Source organism: Halomonas sp. AOP12-B1-6 (assembly GCF_052379225.1).
Classification (GTDB): Bacteria; Pseudomonadota; Gammaproteobacteria; order Pseudomonadales; family Halomonadaceae; genus Vreelandella; species Vreelandella casei.
The window spans coordinates 643602-661632 of record NZ_JBQSYK010000002.1 but is presented as its reverse complement, the minus strand read 5'-3'; the positions used below and the strand labels follow the sequence as shown (position 1 = coordinate 661632).

Genomic DNA, 18031 nt, shown 5'->3' with positions numbered 1-18031 from the left:
GGTTGCCTGGCAACCTGGACGTATTGCAGGAGGAAACCCTAATCAGGTCAAGGCTTTTTTAACCCTTGCGGGTCTAGGTTGTCAGGGTCGCTGTGGCGGATATCTAAGCCTTTCACGAGATAGACTACGTACTCCGCAAGATTATCAGCATGATCGCCCACGCGCTCAAGCGCACGCAGTACCCACATGATGCTCAGTACTGACGTAATCGAGCGTGAATCTTCCATCATGAACGTCATTAATGAACGCATAGCGCTGCTGTACTCATCATCTACCAGCTCGTCTTCACGCACTACCTGCATAGCGAGATCGGTATCAAAGCGAGCAAAGGCGGTTAGCGCATCGCGCAGCATTTTACGCACGTGCTCGCTAATGTGACGTACTTCCACCAGCCCGCGAATGGTGCTGGTGCTTTCGCTTAACAGCAGCGCGTTACGGGCAATTTTGCTGGCTTCATCGCCAATGCGTTCCAGGTCAGAGGTAGCGCGAATAACGGCAAGCACCAGCCGCAAATCGGATGCTGCCGGCTGGCGGCGGGCCAGTACGCGCGTACATTCGTCGTCAATTTGCAGCTGCAGGGCGTTCACCTGACGATCATTGTCGCGCACTTGCTCTGCCAAGCGGGTATCGCCTTCTAGAAGAGCAAAGACGGCATCTTGCACCTGCTTTTCTACCAGGCCGCCCATCGCCATCAGGTGGGTTTTAAGCTCTTCCAACTCCTGATTGAACTGGCGGGAGATATGCTGGCTGTGGGTATCGCTCGTAATATCCATGGACCACTCCTGATGTCTTCGTCGATAAGGCCTAGGTGACGCGGCCGGTGATGTAGTTTTCGGTACGTTGCAAACGGGGGTTGGTGAATAGCTGGTCAGTTGGCCCGTATTCAATCAGCTCGCCCTGATGCAAAAAGGCGGTGTAGTCCGATACCCGCGCCGCCTGCTGCATATTGTGAGTCACCAGCACCAAGGTTAGCTCTGACTTGAGGTTACGAATTAACTCCTCAATTTTGAGCGTCGAAATGGGATCTAGTGCCGACGCGGGTTCATCAAGCAGCAGTACGTCGGGTTTTACCGCTAAGGTGCGGGCAATCACCAGGCGCTGCTGCTGGCCACCGGAAAGCTGCCAGGCAGAACGATGTAGACGGTCTTTCACTTCATCCCACAGCGCCGCAGAAGTTAGCGCCCACTCAATAATGTCGTCACGCTTGCGCTTGGGCAGGCGCTGCTGCAAACGTAAGCCAAAGGCGACGTTTTCATAAATCGACATGGGAAAGGGATTAGGCGTTTGAAATACCATCCCGACACGTCGGCGCAGCTCAGTCACATTCACCTGAGGGCCATGAATATCTTGGCCTTCCAGCACAATTTGGCCGCTGTGACTCACCGCTTCATTAAGGTCATGCAGCCGATTGATGGCTCTTAATAACGTTGATTTACCGCACCCCGAGGGGCCGATAAAGGCCGTGACACGATGACGAGGAATGCTCAGCGTTAGATCACGCAGCGCCTCTTTCCCCGCATAGGCAAGGCTAAGATGATCAATGCTCAGACAGCAGTGCTCAGGTGGAAAATGCGTGACCGGTGGCTGAGAGGTATTAACTGAATGTAATGGCGCTAGCATTCGCTTCCCCGTTGACGCCTAAGATAATGACGTAGAAATATGGCAGTTAGATTAAGCACCAGCACAATTAACACCAGCAGTAGCGCGGTGGCGTACACCAGCGGTATGGCAGCTTGCACATCGTCACCGTGAAAAGCGGTATCGAATAAATGATAGCCAAGGTGCATGAACTTGCGCTCTAAATGCAGATAGGGAAACTCGCCGTCTACCGGCATTTGTGGCGCTAATTTAGCGACGCCCACCAGCATCAGCGGCGCCACTTCACCCGCTGCGCGGGCAATGGCTAAAATCATGCCTGTCAGCATGGCGGGGGCCGCCATGGGCAGCACGATGCGGGTCAGCATTTCCAGGCGCGTAGCGCCCAGCGCCACGGCGCCTTCGCGCTGAGCCTCAGGAATGCGTGCCAGCCCCTCTTCGGTTGCAACAATCACCACCGGCAACGTGAGCAATGCGAGCGTTAGAGAGGCCCATAGCAGGCCGCCAGTACCAAAGGTAGGGGAAGGCAAAGTCTCACTGAAGAACCATTCGTCCAGCGAGCCGCCAATTCCATACACAAACACGCCTAAACCAAAGACGCCGTACACAATGGACGGCACGCCCGCAAGATTACGTACGCCAATGCGGACAAATCGAGTAAGCCGTCCCTGGTGGGCAATCTCATTAAGGTAGATGGCCGCCAGCACGCCAAACGGCGTGACGATGACCGACATTAAGATCACCATCAGGACAGTGCCAAAAATCGCGGGCCATACGCCGCCGCCGGTATTCGCGGCACGCGGCCCCTCACTCAAGAAGCGCCACACAGATTGGCTCCAAGCGAGCGTTTTCTGCCGCCATGTCATGGCATTGGGGGCCTGGGCGCTGACCACGTTGGCCAGCGGCTGTTGCACGGCTTGGCCACTGGCTGTGATAAGCAGTAGCTGGCTATCCGGCCGTTGGCTAACCGGCAGCGCTAACAGCGACGTTAACTGCTGCCAGGCGGCGTCCCCCTCCCAGCGCTGATCGTGTTGCTCAATAGCCACTAAGCGGCCAATAAAGTCATCCCAGGGGCTGCGTTCTAGGCGAATCAGGTCCATGGGCTGAGCTTGCATGGCAATGTCATCAATCGCTACCCAGCGCCAGCGCACGGACTCAATATCACGATTGCCGGTGAAGTATAGGCGCTCGTCCCCTGGCTGTTGGGGCAGCGCCACTTCGCGTACGGCTTGGCCCGCAAAGGTTTCACCTGAGCGCAGCGTGACTTCCTCTAGCGAGGCGGGCCAGAAATGCCCTAGCCCACGAACCAGCAGCAGTGTCAGTAGCGCCCCTAACATCAGGAGTGAAAGCGCAACGCTTGCCGCGCAGAGCCAAGGCCAAAGACCATCCAGCCAGTGAAGGCGGCGGCGCGAAGGTGCAGTATCCGTCGGCACGCCGGTCATGACATGCTTCCCAGCTGGCGGTAACGACGCCGCAAGCGATGGCGGACAACCTCTGCCAAGGTGTTAACTAAAAAGGTAAAGATAAACAATACGAGTGCTGCCAAAATCAGTAGATGATACGTCTGGGTACCCGGCGCGGCTTCGGGCAGCTCTATGGCGATCGCGGCGGACATGGAGCGCATCCCTTCAAACGGACTGGCGCTCAACAGCGCGGTATTGCCACTCGCCATCAGCACTATCATTGTTTCGCCAACGGCTCTGCCCGCACCAATCATCACTGCCGAAAAAATACCGGGGCCCGCTGCCGTCAGCGCCACTTTCCACAGTGCCTGCCAGCGGCTGGCGCCTAGCGCCTGGGCGCCCTCAATCAAGGTTTTTGGCACATCGGCCAGCGCATCTTCCGCCAATGAGTAAATGCTGGGAATGACCGCAAAGCCCATGGCGATGCCCACGATCAGCGCGTTGCGAGTAGCGTAGTCCATTCCAAAGCGCTGATAGAGCAGCTGGCGTAAATCGCCGCCAAGCCAATGCTGCTCTATCCACGGCGTGAGCCATAGCGCTACCGTCACCATGAATGCCAGCCAGGGCACTAACCAAAGCCCTGCCCAGGAAAGCGGTAAACGGCGGCGTAAGCGTGTTTTTGCCAAATGCCAGCAGAAACCGGCTAGCCCCGCGCTTAGCGGCAGCCAAATCATCACGACCAGCGCACTCGCTAGGTGGCGCTCTACCCACGGCGCCAAGATGAGCCCGGCGATAAAGCCCACCACCACGCCGGGAATTGCTTCCATCATTTCTAGCGTGGGCTTAATACGGCTGCGCAAACGCGCGGACATAAAGAGCGCCGAGTAAATGGCCGCCCCCAGGGCGACGGGGATCGCAAACAGTAGAGCCGACAGCGCGGCTTTCAACGTACCCCAGGCAAGCGGCGTCAGCGTTGTTAGCGCTAAGGCATCGCCAATCGCCAAGAGCGGCAGGGTTTCCCATACCAAAAAAATACCGATAGCGAGTATCGCGAGCAGCACGCCGACACCGCCTGCGGTGATTAACCCTGTGGCCACGCGATCTTGCAGCAGGCGCAGCGGCTGGCGGGACGTCGTTAACCGAGGTGAGGTCATGTCGTTATCATTGGCAAACCAGGGCGCGCACAGCACTGATCCTTCAGCATAAGATGTCTCCTCACCTTAAGGCATGTTGATGACAGTTAAATGACAGTTGCTTACCACGTCCGCTGAGCTTCTAACGTGCTCGGGGCTAACGCCACAAACCCAGAGGCGCGGGCAATTTGCTGGCCTTCATCAGACATAATGAGCGCTAGCAATGCTTGCTCCGCGGGGGGGAGGTTCTCACCAGGCGGTAGATTAACGTAGAGGTAGAGATCGCGCGACAGCGGGTAGTCGCCACGCTGTATTGCGTCCTCACTAGGAGGAATCGCGACGCCATTGTCGTTGTACAGGCTTAACGCGTGCACCGCAGGTGTCAGGTGGTTATATCCCGCGTAACCCATGGCATTGGCTGATTCGCCCACGGCCGCGACGACGGCCGATGAACCGGGATGTTCGCTGATATCATTGCGAAAGGCACCACCGCATAAGGCCCGTTCTTGAAATAGCCCGTGGGTGCCTGATGCCAGATTGCGCCCGTGTAGTGCGATACTCCCAAACGACCAGTCACGCGTTGAGGGAAGCTGATCCCAGCGCCTTATCGGTGTCTCTGCGCCGCAGGCCAGCGAGGTTGAGAAGATCGCATCGACCTGGCGGCGGGTGAGCGCACGCAGCGGATTATGGCGGTGCACGACAATGATAAGCGCATCGCGAGCGATTTTTAATTCCAGTGGCGGATAGCCATAGCGCTGGGTAAAATTATCGCGTTCGTCTTCGGTCATCGGGCGAGACATGGGTCCCAGCCGCGTCGTACCAGCCGTCAGAGCCGTTGGCGCACTGGCCGAGCCGCCCGCCTGAAACTGCAGGGTTACATCCGAGTAGCGGTTCGTGAGCGTTTCGCCCCAGCGGAGCATCAGGCCCGCCATGGTGTCGGAGCCTACGGCACCCAACGTACCGCTAACCGGCGATGGTTGCGCCCACGCAAACGGGCTCACCAGCAGTAGCGTCATGGTCACCCAGCGCAACAAAGTGTGGAGTCTAGGTGGCTGAGCGCCCTGGTCATTCAACAGCGTCTGTGAAAAAGTACGCAGCGAAGTATGTGAAACACTCGATAAGAGAGTATGCAAACGGGTATTCAAACGGGCGTCCTCTTATGATTAACTGAATCCCTTTGATCGTGTCGCGATGCAGCAACAGATATCGTCAGCGCGCCTGCGTGCGGCGCTGGTAACAAGGGTTACAACAATAAACTGACTAAGCGGCAAACTAATGACTCTTTTGGAAACGGATTTGGACGACGTGCCCGCCCCCAAAGGGCAGCTTACTTTAAAATTAGTGGCCTCACGTCAAGATGCCAATCTTTATGGCGATATACCCGGTGGCTGGCTGGTCAATCACATGGATCAGGCGGCCGAACTGTCGGCCGGGCGTGAAGCAGGCGGACGCACAGCGACCGTGGCAATTGAAGCCATGGACTTTTTAAGCCCGGTGCGCGTTGGCTCCATGATCAGCGTCTATACCCAGGTGCAAAAGATCGGCCACAGCTCGATTAAGATCGACGTAGAAGTATGGGTGCGTCCGCCTCATGGGCAGCAGATTGCAGAGCACCAAAAAGTCACGGAAGCGCGTTTTGTGATGGTGGCACTAGACGACAACGGTCGTATCCGAGCGGTACATAGCGACTAGTTAGTTTGTCAGGCGCCTTTCTTAATGGCGTTATTCAAGAGGCCGTATCTCAGATAGAAAAAGGGCGCCAAGTGCGCCCCTTTGCCGTGCTTGCCCTTTACGTGCTTGGCAAGGTGTTAAGTATTTGTTTATCAAGCACCCGTCTATTAGGCACCAACGCTATCGCGGCTCTTCAGATAGGCGTATTCACCCACGTCAGTAAACGGGCGCAGCACCTTCTGGAACGCCGAGTAAGACTCATAAACCTGACGGGATTCTTCGTCGTTATCTATCTGGTTCTGGATGACTTCCTGTGAGGAAGCATAGAGCGCCTCCATTACATCATCAGGGAAAGTACGTAGCTGGACGCCGTGCTCGTCTACTAACGTTTCAAGCGCTTGGGCATTGCGATAGGCAAATTCGCTGTTCATCGCCATGTTTGATGCCCGCGCCGCTTCGCGAATGACGTCCTGCAGGTCTTCCGGCAGCGCATTCCACGCATCTAGATTGACGGTGCCTTCCAGTACCGCCGTTGGCTCGTTCCACACCGAGGTGTAGTAGTAGTCAGCGACTTGATGCAGGCCGAAGGCCATATCGTTGTAGGGGCCTACCCAGTCAGCGGCATCCAGCACGCCGGTTTGCAGCGAGGTGAAAATCTCGGAGCCCGCCATGTTAACGGTGCTGACGCCAATGGCATTCATGGCTTCGCCCGCAAGGCCTGGCAAGCGTAACTTCAGCCCCTGCATGTCTGCCAGCGAGTTGATTTCTTTTTTGAACCAGCCGGCCATCTGCGCACCGGTATTGCCTACTGGGAACGGCTTGAGATTGTGTTTGCCATAGATTTCATCCCACAGCTCTTGACCGCCGCCGTGATACAGCCAAGCGTTCATTTCAGTGGTGGTCATGCCGAACGGTACAGCGGTAAAAAACTGCGAAGCCGCTACCTTTCCGCGCCAGTAATAAGAAGCAGAGTGACCCATTTCAGCGGTGCCCGCAGCAACGGCATCAAACACTTCCAGCGCGGGCACTAGCTCGCCTGCGCCGTGAACGCGGATCTGCATGCGACCATTAGAAAGCTGTTCAACGCGGCGAGCGAAATCGTTCGCGCCAGTACCCAGGGCAGGAAAGTTTTTTGGCCACGAGGTGACCATGTCCCAGGTATAGGTTTCTTGAGCGCGTGCGCTTGCAGTGGTTACAAAGGGGGCAGCAGCGACACCGGCAGCACCTAAGCCGACGGTCTTGAGAAAGTTACGGCGTTGCATGGCGGGTAAGTCTCCGGAAATTGTATGATTTTTTTGTCAGCACGCAGGCGCGCGCAGTGTCCGTCCGCCAGTATGCGCTAAGCGGGTTTTAATCGGCAAGCCATTGAGCGCAACGCTCATTCGTTAACCGTTTAAAGCGGGGTTAGCTTGGCAAAGCCAAGTACCAGCCACTTAACGCCTTCACCGTCAAAGCTGACCTGCACGCGGGCACGAGCACCTTCGCCTTCCGCATTCAGAATCACTCCTTCGCCAAAGACGGGGTGCGCTACGCCTTGGCCGACATGTAGGCTGGGAATATCGCCGCTGCTTTCGATGCTTTGCTGAGCAAAGGAGGTGCGCGAGGCGGTGACCGGGCGTGAAATATGCCCGCGAAGGCGTACTTCTTCGAGCAGATGTGGCGGCAGTTCGCGTAAGAAGCGCGAGGGGCGTGGAAAGACTTCTTTACCGTGCAGGCGGCGGGTTTCGGCGTGTGTCAGGTATAGCTTCTGCATCGCGCGAGTGACACCGACGTAGCATAGCCTGCGCTCCTCTTCGAGCCTGCCCGGCTCTTCAAGCGACATTTTGTGCGGGAACAGGCCTTCCTCGACACCGGCAATAAATACCACGGGGAATTCGAGGCCTTTGGCGGAGTGCAGCGTCATTAGCTGTACGCTGTCTTCAAACTCTTCGGCTTCGTGGTCGCCGGCATTGAGGGCCGCTTCTGAAAGAAAGGCTTCCAGCGCCGCCATGCCTTCGCCCGCCTCAGGCGCTTCAAACACATCGCCCTGGGTAAAGGCGCGGGCGGCGTTGACCAGTTCCTCTAAGTTCTCTACTCGGGCTTGGCCTTTCTCACCGCGCTCGCTTTTGTGATGCTCAATCAAGCCAGTATGAACCGTCACATGATCGATAATTTCGTGCAGCGCCATGCCCGCGACATCGTTATCGAGCTGTTCAATCAGGTTGGTGAAGGTTTGCACCGCATTGGCCGCTCGGCCTTTTAGCGAACCATCATTTATTGCATCATGCAGCGCCTGCCACAGCGGAACGCTTTGCTCACGAGCGCGTAGGCGAACAATCTCAACGGTGCGTGTGCCAATGCCGCGAGTAGGCACATTGATCACACGCTCTAATGAGGCGTCGTCATCGCGGTTGAGCATCAGGCGTAGGTAAGCCAGGGCGTTTTTGATTTCCAGGCGTTCATAAAAGCGATGACCGCCATAAATACGGTATGGCATGCCTTGGCGAATCAGCGTTTCTTCGAGTAACCGCGACTGGGCATTGGAGCGGTATAAAATCGCAATGTCGCGACGATTAAAGCCTTCGTCGACCTTCTCTTTGATCGTGTCGACGATATAGCGGGCTTCTTCCAGATCGTTAAACCCGGCGTAGATCGAGATGGGCTCGCCTTCAATGCCATCGGTCCACAGGTTTTTCCCCATCCGCTCGCTGTTGTTGCTGATCAGCGTGTTGGCGGCTTCTAAAATCGCGCTGGTGGAGCGATAGTTCTGCTCAAGACGCACGGTATGGGTTTGCGGGAACTCCTGCTCAAAGCGGCTGATATTCTCCACCTTGGCACCACGCCACCCGTAAATTGACTGGTCGTCATCACCGACGGCGGTCATTGGCGTTTTCATACCGGTGAGCAGTTTTAGCCAAGCGTACTGCAGGGTGTTGGTATCTTGAAATTCGTCCACCAATACGTGGCCAAAACGCTCCTGGTAGTGGTTTAACAGCGTCGGGTTATCGCGCAATAGTTCTAGGCTTCGCAGCAGCAGCTCACCGAAATCGACTAGGCCACCGCGCTCGCAGGTTAGCTGATAGCGCTCATAAAGCTCGACCATTTGCCCCATATAGGCATCGCCATCGACATTAACCTGATGGGGGCGCAGCCCTTCTTCCTTACAGCCGGAAATAAAATGCTGCACTTGGCGGGGCGGGTAGCGCTCAACGTCGACCGAATAATCTTTCAGCAGCCGCTTAACCAGGCGCAGTTGATCGTCAGAGTCGATGATTTGGAAGTGCTGCGGCAGCTTGGCGTCTTGCCAGTGGGTGCGCAGCAGGCGGTGGGCGATAGAGTGGAAGGTGCCGACCCACACATGGCGTAGTGATAGGCTTAGCAGGGCTTCAAGACGCGTGCGCATCTCTTTAGCGGCTTTATTGGTAAACGTCACTGCTAACAGCGCGTAGGGCGAAAGCCCTTCCGCCTGCATTAACCAGGCAATGCGATGTACCAGCACGCGGGTTTTCCCGGAGCCTGCGCCCGCGAGTACCAGCAGGTTGCCTTGAGGAGCGCTCACTGCTTCGCGCTGGGCGGAGTTGAGCTGATCGAGAATCGCCGTGACGTCATCCATAGTAGCCGCTGCCGGATAAAAAAATAGGCGGCCAGTTTAGCACAGCCTACCCACTGGCTGTGTATACAGTGATGGCCGCTTATTTTATTTTAAGCATTAAGACTCTTCGGGAAAGCGCAGGGTGTTGAGGCTCTTCTTGACGGCTTTGAGCTGTTCGGCGAGTTTCGGGCCACGGGTTTTGGCGACTCCCACGGCGAGAACATCGATTAACACCAGATGGGCAATACGTGAGCTAAGCGGCGTGTAGATCTCGGTGTCCTCGTGGACGTCGATATACAGCGGCAGGCTCACCTCTTCAGCGAGTGGCGAGCCGCTGGGGCACAGACCAATGACCGTGGCGCCCGCTTCGCGAGCCAAACGAACGCTGGCCACTAACGCCTTGGTTCGCCCTGTTTGTGAAATCGCTACCACCACATCGCCATCGTTGAGGGTGACCGCAGACATGTTCTGCATGTGCGGGTCGGCGTAAGCAGAGGTCGAGATTTGCAGGCGGAAGAACTTGTGCTGAGCATCAAACGCCACTGCGCCAGAGGCACCAAAACCGTAAAACTCCACCCGGTTGGCCATGGCGAGGGCATTAACGGCGCGGCCGAGGGCTTCGTTATCCAACCGGTCGCGAACGGACAGCAGCGTGCCCACGGTTGAATCAAAAATGCTGTGCGAAAATTCGGCCACCGAGTCGCTGTCATTCATAGAGAATTGTGCGAACTGGCTACCGCTGGCCAGCATTTGCGCCATCTGTAGCTTGAAATCCTGAAAGCCGTTGCAGCCCAGCGCCCGGCAAAAGCGCACCACGGTGGGTTCGCTGACCTTCGCTTCGGAGGCTAAATCCACAATGCGCATGTGGATAACCTCTTCTGGGTTGCGCAGTACAAACCGCGCCACTTTCTGCTCGGAGCGGCGAAAGTGCTCCATGCGGCGTCTCATCTCATCGAACAGGGCGCGACTCACATTCAGCTCCTTGGCTCTCCGGCACACTGGGTGGCTCAGCACGATGGAGCTACCCAGACGCGTTGACAACCAATATGCACTGCGCTGCGTTTGCAGCATTAGATTCGTGCGGCTTAAGTCTTTGCCACAGTATGCCTGACCGATAGCGTAAACGGGGAAGGAAAGCGATATAGAGGTGAGCGTTTAATATCCGTTAAGCGTTTTTTTTACGATCAGTCATCATTTTGTCAAGTAGGTTATAGTAAGAAGTGAAGTGCTGCACTGCATCGTCTTGGCGACTGTGTGAAGAAAAGCGCTCGCCATGGGTGCAGGTGAACGACAGCATATTCACCTGGAGGAACGTCGATTATGAGAAACGTCGAACGCATCACCTCGGTTAAAAGCGAACTGCTTGATATTTTAATGAGTATGCAAGTAGACGAGCATGCTCAGCGCCAGCGAAGTGCTGCCCAGCGTAGCCTAAGGGCGCGGCGGGGTATTGAGCTGCATCGTGAATTTCAGAAATTATCACGGGATATCGCCCCCTTGCCCGATGAAGAGCGGCAAGAGGGCGAATTGCACTGAGGCTAAAGTAAGCCTCGAGGCAGTGACGGCTTAAATAAGCCCTGTCACGAAGACAATAACGACGCCTGCGGGCGCTACATAGCGCGCGATGATGTTCCATACGCTGATGCCGGTAGCTGACAGCCCAAGTTCGGCTTCTACGCTTTCGCGTTTAAAGCACCATGCGACAAACACAATGGCGCCGAGGCCGGTCAGCGGCAGCAATACTTTGCTGGTAAAGGTATCCAGGAAGTCAAAAATGTTGAGGCCGAACAGCAGTACGTCGGACCACACATTGAATGACAGCAGCGCCGCGACGCCCAGCAGCCAAACCGCAATACCGCTCACCAGTGTCGCCATTACGCGAGAAAGCGAAGTGCGCTCCTCAAGCATTTCAACGGCCGGCTCAAGCAGTGAAATCGCCGAGGTAAGCGCCGCAAAGGTTAATAGCAGGAAGAACATCAGGCCTAAAATCGTGCCGCCTGCCATATTGCCAAACGCCAGCGGTAGCGTGACAAAAATTAAGCCAGGCCCTTCGCCTGCACCTAAGCCATTGGCAAAGACGATGGGGAAGATGGCTAGTCCCGCCAGCAGGGCGATAGCGGTATCTAGAATAATGACCGTACGCGCGGTGCTGATCAGGTTAACGTCTTCACCCAGGTAGGAGCCGTAAGCCATCATAATTCCCATGCCAAGCGACAGGGTGAAGAACGCTTGCCCCATTGCGGCTAGCACGACACCGCCTGTTAGCGCACTCCAGTCAGGCCGGAACATAAAGGCCAGCGTCTCGCCAAAATAGCCGCTTGCCACGCCGTAGCCCACCAGTATCAGCATCAGCACAATAAGCGCAGGCATCATTAGGCGAGCAGCGCTCTCCAGTCCTTTCGTTACCCCACGAGCCACAATCCCAACGACTAATAGCATAAAGGCAGAGTGCCAAAGCAATAGCGTTGACGGGCTGGCGAGCATTCCTCCAAACAGGTCGGCAATACTGTCGGCATCTTGGCCATTAAAGGTGCCAATCACGGAACCTAGTGTGTAGTTTAACGACCAGCCACCGATGACGCTGTAAAACGACAGAATCAAAAAGGCGGCTAATACACCGCTGGCACCTATTAATGCCCACGCAGGTGATTTGCCGTTCTGTTTAGCTAAATCAGCCATGGTGTTGATTGGATTTTTTTGGCCGCGCCGGCCAATCATCCATTCCGCCACTAGAATCGGCAGGCCTACTAACGCAACACACGCTAGATAAACCAATACGAACGCCGCGCCGCCGCTTTCGCCCGTCATATACGAGAAACGCCAGATGTTTCCCAGGCCTACCGCCGATCCTGCGGCAGCCAGCACAAAGCCCATACGAGATGACCATTGTGCATGTGCAAGTTTCGCCATACATCACCCATTAAGTCGATTGTTGTGTAAGTACTGAAGGTAAGCAGTAAGTCTGCGCTGTGCGCTAGTTTTCGGAAAATTGAGCCATACCCAGCGCCATTTTCCGAAAGTAACCGCAATTTATCTGATCAATGGCCAGCATGCCAGTTAGCTGACCTAAAAAGGTGCACTAAAACAGCTGGCTTTGCTTCTCACCAGCAAATGGAGCAAGCGGAGGTAGCGGGGTTATTTCCCCTAGTGCGTTATACAGCCAGCGGGCGAGGTGAGGAGACTCCCGGTTGTCAGCAGTATGCACAAATAAGAAAGGGGTTTTCCCCTGACTTATCCACAGCTTTAGGCGGGGTATCCAGGCAGTGAAGTAGTCACTATTAATTGTTTTGTCAATATGGCCAATGAACCGAATCACCGGATAATTTGCCGTGGAAAGCACGTGAAGTGGGAGTTTCGGCTTTTCCTGCTGAGCATGTGCCAAGCCTGGATGGCCATTTGCAGGGGTAGAGAAGACCGGGCGCACGTCGAGCATAACCCGGTTGGCTGAATAAGTTATCAACAGACGGTTAAGGGCTTTTTCCGCGGCTCCTTTGTGGAAAAACTCAGGGTGGCGGACTTCCACCGCGCAAGGCAAGTGGGCAGGCCAGGCAGCCAGCAACGCTTCAAGCTGAGGCAGCTCTTGCGGACCAAAATCACGCGGCAGCTGCACCATCGTAGGCCCCATACGGTCGTGAAGCGGCTCAAGTGCCGCTAGAAATGCCCATGCATCCTTTAAACGCATTAATCGTTGATCATGGGTCACGCTGGCCGGCAGTTTAAAACAGAAGCGAAAGTGGGGCGGCGCTTGGCGGGCCCAAGCGGCAATGATCGTTGGCTTGGGCGTGCCGCTATAAAACGTGGTGTTGCCCTCAACGCTGGAAAATACCGCGGCATAGTCGCTGAGTAGCTCTGTTTTAGCATGGCGCGGATAAAGGCTGCCAAGCCAGTCATGATTGGCCCACATGGGTAAGCCTAGGTAGAGAGGAAGCGTCATGAAACGATGCCTATATCAACAGAGTCAGGCGCTAGTATGCCGCCTAATGTGGTTATCTGCAGGCGTGACCTAGCGCCATTAGCGGGTTAGGTGATAGAACAGATAGCTAGGCTAAATAATGTGTTAATTCACCGTATGGAAGAAAGCAATGAGTCAGGGAAAAGTATTGGTATTACATGGGCCAAATTTGAATTTGCTAGGTAGTCGCCAGCCAGAAATCTATGGGTTTGAGACATTAGATGATGTGAATAACATGCTACGAGAGAAGGCGGTAATGGCCGGTTGGGACATTACCTGCTTACAAAGTAATCATGAAGGAGTGCTGATTGATGCTATTCACGCCGCGCGCCTTGATGGTACCCAGGCGATTATCATCAACCCCGCCGCCTATACGCATACCTCTGTGGCCATCCTTGATGCGCTCAATGCTTTTGATGGCCACGTCATTGAGGTGCATTTATCTAATGTCCATAAGCGCGAAGCCTTTCGGCATCATTCCTATATCTCACTGCGTGCAGACGGGGTAATTGCCGGGCTAGGCGTCCAGGGCTACCGGGCCGCATTAGAGGCGGTGATGGCTAATTAACGTGTAGCTGAATTTGTGCGGCCTTTTTGCGTACGATAGGTAAGTAAACATTCACTAACGTATTAAAATCGACCCTGGCCGCATTGGTACTTATGTTGATAGCCCCCAAAAGGTGCTTTTTAGCATCATAGACCGGCGCGGCTATGGAGCGCAGGCCTGGGTCTAGCTCTTGATCAGAGATGGCATAGCCTTGTTGGCGGGCGCTTAGAATCTGATCTCGTAGCTTATCAATATCGGTAATGGCTTTATCTGTGTACGGCTGTAGCTCAACGGTGGATAAAAAGTGCTCAAGATCCGTATCGCTAAGCTGCGCCAGCAGCGTGCGCCCCATGGACGTATAGGCTGCCGGTAGCCGCGTACCCACGGAAAGCGTAATTGTCATCAGACGATGTTTGGCCGCCGAGCGGGCCACATACACCACATCATTACCTTCCAAAACGGCGAGTGACGATGATTCTCCCGTCTCATCGGTAATTTCTTCCAAGTATTGTTGAATCACGCCCTGATAGTTATTAGCAGATAAAAATGCGTAACCAAGCTGTAGCACCCGTGGCGTGAGCTCAAAATAGCGCTGCTGCTTACGCACATACCCCAGTGCGTGCAACGTCAGTAAGAAACGTCTCGCTTTTGCTCTATTCATCCCCGTTCGCGTCGCGACTTCACTTAGCGTCATGCGTGGGTGTTCGTGATCAAAGGTGCGTATCACTTCCAGGCCGCTCGCCAGGGCCGTTACAAAGTCACGGCTATCTTCATTAAGCGTTTCTTCTTGCATGTTTACTATCCGTTATTTTTAAGTCGCTAAAAGAGTACTGCAAAATAGTTCGCTATGCGAACTATTGTATTTTATTGTCTAAAGCACCCATTGTTTGGATCGTCTTTCCACCTTCATATACTAAAGTTGTGTTTTGCTCAGGGGGGGCAAAGAAGTAATCTCGCCGTATGTATTACGAATACTTGTACGCTATGCGCACAAAAAACAATATTCTATTAGGAATGAAAAATGAAAAATATCTTAAGCGCAACATGCATGGCCGCTTGCAGCGGCGCACTGGCACTGGGTTTGATGGCATCTACTGCCAGCGCCGATGAGTGGCCGACGAAAGACATTCACCTTGTTGTGCCGTATGCGCCGGGTGGCACTACGGATGTGTTGTCGCGTCGCGTTGCTGATTTACTTTCGCAGGAGCTGGATGCCAACGTCATTGTCGAAAACCGTCCTGGAGCGGGTTCCACGGTAGGAACTGGCCGAGTCGCTCGCGGTGGCCGTGATATTGATCACACCCTGCTGATGGCATCGCCAGGACACACTATCGGCGCCGCGATTTACCCTGGCCTAACCTATGACCCGGTCGAGGATTTTGTTTTCCTACAAAACATGATCGATATTCCGAACGTGATGGTCGTCCCGGCAGATAGCCCTTATCAGAACGTCATCGAGTTTATCGAAGCAGCCAAAGAAGAAAACATGACGTTTAGCCATAGCGGCGTGGGCAGCTCTATCCATATGTCGGGTGAATTGTTCAAAACATTAACGGATACCAACATGACGGCAGTACCTTTTGCCGGCAGTGGCGCATCGCTTCCGGCGCTGTTGGGTGGCGATGTGGATGTCTCTTTCGAAAACATGCCAACCGTGCTTTCGCATATCCGTTCGGGCGACTTACGCGCGCTGGCCGTTACCTCTGCCGAGCGTTCTGAGTATCTGCCGGATGTTCCCACGCTGTCGGAAATTGGTGAATACAATCTTGATCAGTTTGTTACCACCGCATGGTTTGGTCTGATTGCGCAAAGCTCGTTCCCAGAAGAAGCTCAAAGCGTTATGCAAGATGCATTGGCTAGAGTCATGCAGCGCGAAGAGTTCCTAGATTTTGCTAAGCAGCTAGGCGCGCAGCCGGGCACAGTGGCCGGTGACGAGTTTAAGCAATTTATCACAGATGACTTGCAGCGCTGGAAAGCGGTTGCTGAACAGGCGGGCATTAGCCAGTAAGCGAAATCGTCCATTAATTATTTAGTACTGGGGCGAGGGCTGATGCGCTCGCCTCTATTGTTTCTTTGGAGAAGGTAGCGATGACGACATCGGACCCCAAGCGCAGGGTGAAGATAAAAGATGCCAGTGATGTGATAGCGGGGATTGCTCTATTGGGGTTTTCTGCTGTGCTGGTTTTTTACCTTGTGCCTAACTACATCAATGAACCGGCGATTTTGCAAAATCCGATGATGTCACCTCGCTGGCTACCGACCATCGTGGGCTGGCTGATACTGCTGTTTTCTATCCTTCTCATCTTTCAGGGTTTGCTGGTGGAATACAGCCCCGAGGAGGATGAACGGAGGATAGAAAAAGGTTCGTCACTGCGCTTCATCATGATGATCGCTTCATTAGCGCTTTATATCGGCTTTTTTGAGACGTTAGGCGCAATAGTCTGCGGCATTTTGGCAACCGTGGTGTTATTCGTGGCGCATCCCGTTCGCACGTGGTGGGTATATAGCATGGCATTTTTGTTTCCCATCGCCGTGACACTCTTATTTGCTGAAGTAATGAGTGTGCCGCTTCCGATAATGCCGTACTGGCTCTAAGTCGCTCATTATTGTTTTAGGTGACCCATTTTAGGCGAACCACTCTAGGTGAACTATGGAAAATTTTTCGGAAGTCATACAATTATTCTTTAGCCTGGAAAACTTCCTGGCGATTGCTGCGGGCGTAGTTATTGGCGTGGTAGTCGGGTCAATTCCAGGGCTTACGGCAACGATGGCGGTAGCACTGGCACTGCCGTTTACCTTCTCTATGCAGCCCATTGCCGCTATTTTACTGCTGGTCGGCATTTATAAAGGCGGTATGTACGGCGGTTCGATTACCGCTATCCTGATACGCACGCCAGGCTCCCCCGCCTCGGCCTGTACGCTGCTTGATGGCTACCCGATGGCGCAGCAGGGGCATGCGAAGAAAGCCCTGAAAGCGGCGCTTTATTCATCGGTGATTGCCGATTTTATCTCCAATATCGCCCTGATTTTCTTTGCTGCTTATCTTGCCAAGATCGCGCTTAATTTCGGGGCCCCCGAATTCTTCTGGCTGATCTGCTTTTCACTGACCATCATTATTTCGCTCGCTAGCGGTTCCATGATTAAAGGCCTGATGGCCGCACTGTTGGGGATCCTGCTCTCTTTGGTGGGGTTAGACAGTGTATTTGGCTCTCAGCGCCTGACGTTTGATAACTATAACTTGATGGATAGCATCTCTTTTATTCCGCTACTGATTGGTCTTTTCGCGATACCGGAGATCATGGAGTTTTATCGTAAGAAGGCAATACCCCATATTAAAGCGAAAGCAAGCGGCGTTGGTTTGACCTTTGCTGAACTTAAGCGCTGTATGAAAAGCATCGTTCGCGGAAGCTTGATCGGCGTTATTATTGGGGCGATTCCCGGTACTGGGGCCACCGCTGCGGCGTTTATTTCTTATAGTGATGCGCGCCGCCGTTCTCCTAATAAAGCCAATTTCGGCAAAGGTGAGGTTGAAGGTGTTGCCGCTGCTGAGGCCGGTAACAACGGCGTTGCGGGCGCTACGATGATTCCGCTGCTCTCGTTAGGCATTCCCGGCGATGTCATCACTGCGATTATCCTGGGCGCCTTTATGGTGCATGGTCTGACACCTGGACCGATTATGTTCCAGGAGAACTTGTCGCTTATCTATGCACTGTTCATGGGTATTATGCTCAGCTCGGTTATCTTGCTGGTGGTGGGTAATGTTGCCATCAAGTACTTCTCGCTAATTGCGGATATTCCTAAGTCGATTCTATTTCCCATCGTATTGATGTTCTGTGTTTACGGCTCTTATGCCGTCAATAACGATGCCTTTGATATAGGGCTAATGGTGGCCTTCGGGGTGCTGGGTTATATCTTTAATCGTGCTGCCATACCCGCGGCGCCGTTTCTGATCGGCTTTATTCTTGGCCCGATGTTTGAAGACAACCTGCGTCGCTCGCTGTTAATTGGGTCTAATGATCTGTCGATTTTTGTGCGCGGCCCTATCACTTGGTTCTTCATCGCACTAACTGTTGGTTCTATTGCCTTGGCGCTGTATCGCTTTGTAGAAGCACGCCGCAAGGCACAGCAAGACGATTCAACGTCAAAGAGCGCTTAATC

The 18031-nt window shown here is 54.3% G+C and carries 17 protein-coding genes; 6 read left to right on the top strand and 11 right to left on the bottom strand.

Annotated elements, in window-relative coordinates; genetic code table 11:
- Positions 1 to 47: 47 nt before the first annotated feature.
- The 5 genes from phoU to ACT3TR_RS08345 form a co-directional block, all read right to left on the bottom strand.
- The gene (gene phoU, locus ACT3TR_RS08365; RefSeq protein WP_096276899.1) at positions 48 to 773 is read right to left on the bottom strand and encodes a phosphate signaling complex protein PhoU; all 726 of its coding nucleotides are present in this window, start codon (positions 771 to 773) and stop codon (positions 48 to 50) included.
- A gap of 31 nt (positions 774 to 804) precedes the next feature.
- Positions 805 to 1620: a phosphate ABC transporter ATP-binding protein PstB gene (gene pstB, locus ACT3TR_RS08360; RefSeq protein ID WP_096276902.1), complete on the bottom strand. Its 816-nt coding sequence runs from the start codon at positions 1618 to 1620 to the stop codon at positions 805 to 807.
- Entirely contained in the window at positions 1614 to 3038 is a 1425-nt protein-coding gene (gene pstA / locus ACT3TR_RS08355) for a phosphate ABC transporter permease PstA (protein WP_444624843.1), read from the bottom strand. Before pstA ends, pstB begins: the two co-directional genes overlap by 7 nt.
- Entirely contained in the window at positions 3035 to 4153 is a 1119-nt protein-coding gene (locus tag ACT3TR_RS08350) for an ABC transporter permease subunit (RefSeq protein WP_444624844.1), read from the bottom strand. The genes pstA and ACT3TR_RS08350 overlap by 4 nt, the downstream gene beginning before the upstream one ends.
- A gap of 101 nt (positions 4154 to 4254) precedes the next feature.
- Positions 4255 to 5148 carry a PstS family phosphate ABC transporter substrate-binding protein gene (locus ACT3TR_RS08345; RefSeq protein ID WP_444625057.1) on the bottom strand — a complete coding sequence of 298 codons (894 nt, stop codon included), beginning with the start codon at positions 5146 to 5148 and terminating at the stop codon, positions 4255 to 4257.
- Positions 5149 to 5407: 259 nt separating this feature from the next.
- Between ACT3TR_RS08345 and ACT3TR_RS08340 the strand changes: the two genes are divergently transcribed.
- A complete protein-coding gene (locus ACT3TR_RS08340; protein WP_096276908.1) occupies positions 5408 to 5824 on the top strand; it encodes an acyl-CoA thioesterase in 417 nt (138 codons plus the stop codon).
- Between the two features lie 146 nt (positions 5825 to 5970).
- Here the strand turns inward: ACT3TR_RS08340 and ACT3TR_RS08335 are convergent, their stop codons facing one another.
- From ACT3TR_RS08335 to hexR, 3 genes are all read right to left on the bottom strand, one after another.
- The gene (locus tag ACT3TR_RS08335) at positions 5971 to 7065 is read right to left on the bottom strand and encodes a TRAP transporter substrate-binding protein (protein WP_096276910.1); all 1095 of its coding nucleotides are present in this window, start codon (positions 7063 to 7065) and stop codon (positions 5971 to 5973) included.
- 131 nt (positions 7066 to 7196) lie between these two features.
- Complete coding sequence (gene uvrD, locus ACT3TR_RS08330; protein WP_441684478.1) at positions 7197 to 9395, bottom strand: DNA helicase II; 2199 nt, start codon at positions 9393 to 9395, stop codon at positions 7197 to 7199.
- 96 nt (positions 9396 to 9491) lie between these two features.
- Entirely contained in the window at positions 9492 to 10346 is an 855-nt protein-coding gene (gene hexR, locus ACT3TR_RS08325; RefSeq protein WP_096276914.1) for a transcriptional regulator HexR, read from the bottom strand.
- A 348-nt stretch (positions 10347 to 10694) separates the two neighbouring features.
- Between hexR and ACT3TR_RS08320 the strand changes: the two genes are divergently transcribed.
- Positions 10695 to 10910 carry a PA3496 family putative envelope integrity protein gene (locus ACT3TR_RS08320; RefSeq protein ID WP_096276917.1) on the top strand — a complete coding sequence of 72 codons (216 nt, stop codon included), beginning with the start codon at positions 10695 to 10697 and terminating at the stop codon, positions 10908 to 10910.
- A 30-nt stretch (positions 10911 to 10940) separates the two neighbouring features.
- Here ACT3TR_RS08320 and ACT3TR_RS08315 read toward each other — a convergent pair whose 3' ends face one another.
- Positions 10941 to 12284 (bottom strand): sodium-dependent transporter, encoded by a 1344-nt coding sequence (locus ACT3TR_RS08315; RefSeq protein ID WP_096276919.1) that lies wholly within the window; start codon positions 12282 to 12284, stop codon positions 10941 to 10943.
- A gap of 169 nt (positions 12285 to 12453) precedes the next feature.
- Positions 12454 to 13308 (bottom strand): DUF72 domain-containing protein, encoded by an 855-nt coding sequence (locus tag ACT3TR_RS08310; protein WP_444624845.1) that lies wholly within the window; start codon positions 13306 to 13308, stop codon positions 12454 to 12456.
- 148 nt (positions 13309 to 13456) lie between these two features.
- Between ACT3TR_RS08310 and aroQ the strand changes: the two genes are divergently transcribed.
- Positions 13457 to 13894: a type II 3-dehydroquinate dehydratase gene (gene aroQ / locus ACT3TR_RS08305; RefSeq protein ID WP_096276923.1), complete on the top strand. Its 438-nt coding sequence runs from the start codon at positions 13457 to 13459 to the stop codon at positions 13892 to 13894.
- Here aroQ and ACT3TR_RS08300 read toward each other — a convergent pair.
- Positions 13887 to 14666: an IclR family transcriptional regulator domain-containing protein gene (locus ACT3TR_RS08300; protein ID WP_096276925.1), complete on the bottom strand. Its 780-nt coding sequence runs from the start codon at positions 14664 to 14666 to the stop codon at positions 13887 to 13889. The genes aroQ and ACT3TR_RS08300 overlap by 8 nt on opposite strands.
- 228 nt (positions 14667 to 14894) lie before the next feature.
- Here ACT3TR_RS08300 and ACT3TR_RS08295 point away from each other — a divergent pair, with 228 nt between their 5' ends.
- The 3 genes from ACT3TR_RS08295 (at position 14895) to ACT3TR_RS08285 (ending at position 18029) form a co-directional block, all read left to right on the top strand.
- A complete protein-coding gene (locus ACT3TR_RS08295; protein ID WP_444624846.1) occupies positions 14895 to 15881 on the top strand; it encodes a Bug family tripartite tricarboxylate transporter substrate binding protein in 987 nt (328 codons plus the stop codon).
- Positions 15882 to 15961: 80 nt separating this feature from the next.
- Positions 15962 to 16468: a tripartite tricarboxylate transporter TctB family protein gene (locus ACT3TR_RS08290; protein ID WP_096276929.1), complete on the top strand. Its 507-nt coding sequence runs from the start codon at positions 15962 to 15964 to the stop codon at positions 16466 to 16468.
- 55 nt (positions 16469 to 16523) lie between these two features.
- A complete protein-coding gene (locus ACT3TR_RS08285; RefSeq protein ID WP_441684474.1) occupies positions 16524 to 18029 on the top strand; it encodes a tripartite tricarboxylate transporter permease in 1506 nt (501 codons plus the stop codon).
- The last annotated feature ends 2 nt before the right edge of the window (positions 18030 to 18031 follow it).

Coding starts and splice junctions, on each gene's coding strand:
- ACT3TR_RS08350 (WP_444624844.1), bottom strand. CDS start 4,153: ATGACCTCACCTCGGTTAACGACGTCCCGCCAGCCGCTGCGCCTGCTG.
- ACT3TR_RS08310 (WP_444624845.1), bottom strand. CDS start 13,308: ATGACGCTTCCTCTCTACCTAGGCTTACCCATGTGGGCCAATCATGAC.
- pstA (WP_444624843.1), bottom strand. CDS start 3,038: ATGACCGGCGTGCCGACGGATACTGCACCTTCGCGCCGCCGCCTTCAC.
- phoU (WP_096276899.1), bottom strand. CDS start 773: ATGGATATTACGAGCGATACCCACAGCCAGCATATCTCCCGCCAGTTC.
- ACT3TR_RS08335 (WP_096276910.1), bottom strand. CDS start 7,065: ATGCAACGCCGTAACTTTCTCAAGACCGTCGGCTTAGGTGCTGCCGGT.
- ACT3TR_RS08320 (WP_096276917.1), top strand. CDS start 10,695: ATGAGAAACGTCGAACGCATCACCTCGGTTAAAAGCGAACTGCTTGAT.
- ACT3TR_RS08285 (WP_441684474.1), top strand. CDS start 16,524: ATGGAAAATTTTTCGGAAGTCATACAATTATTCTTTAGCCTGGAAAAC.
- ACT3TR_RS08300 (WP_096276925.1), bottom strand. CDS start 14,666: ATGCAAGAAGAAACGCTTAATGAAGATAGCCGTGACTTTGTAACGGCC.
- ACT3TR_RS08295 (WP_444624846.1), top strand. CDS start 14,895: ATGAAAAATATCTTAAGCGCAACATGCATGGCCGCTTGCAGCGGCGCA.
- ACT3TR_RS08290 (WP_096276929.1), top strand. CDS start 15,962: ATGACGACATCGGACCCCAAGCGCAGGGTGAAGATAAAAGATGCCAGT.
- aroQ (WP_096276923.1), top strand. CDS start 13,457: ATGAGTCAGGGAAAAGTATTGGTATTACATGGGCCAAATTTGAATTTG.
- pstB (WP_096276902.1), bottom strand. CDS start 1,620: ATGCTAGCGCCATTACATTCAGTTAATACCTCTCAGCCACCGGTCACG.
- uvrD (WP_441684478.1), bottom strand. CDS start 9,395: ATGGATGACGTCACGGCGATTCTCGATCAGCTCAACTCCGCCCAGCGC.
- ACT3TR_RS08340 (WP_096276908.1), top strand. CDS start 5,408: ATGACTCTTTTGGAAACGGATTTGGACGACGTGCCCGCCCCCAAAGGG.
- ACT3TR_RS08315 (WP_096276919.1), bottom strand. CDS start 12,284: ATGGCGAAACTTGCACATGCACAATGGTCATCTCGTATGGGCTTTGTG.
- ACT3TR_RS08345 (WP_444625057.1), bottom strand. CDS start 5,148: ATGACGCTACTGCTGGTGAGCCCGTTTGCGTGGGCGCAACCATCGCCG.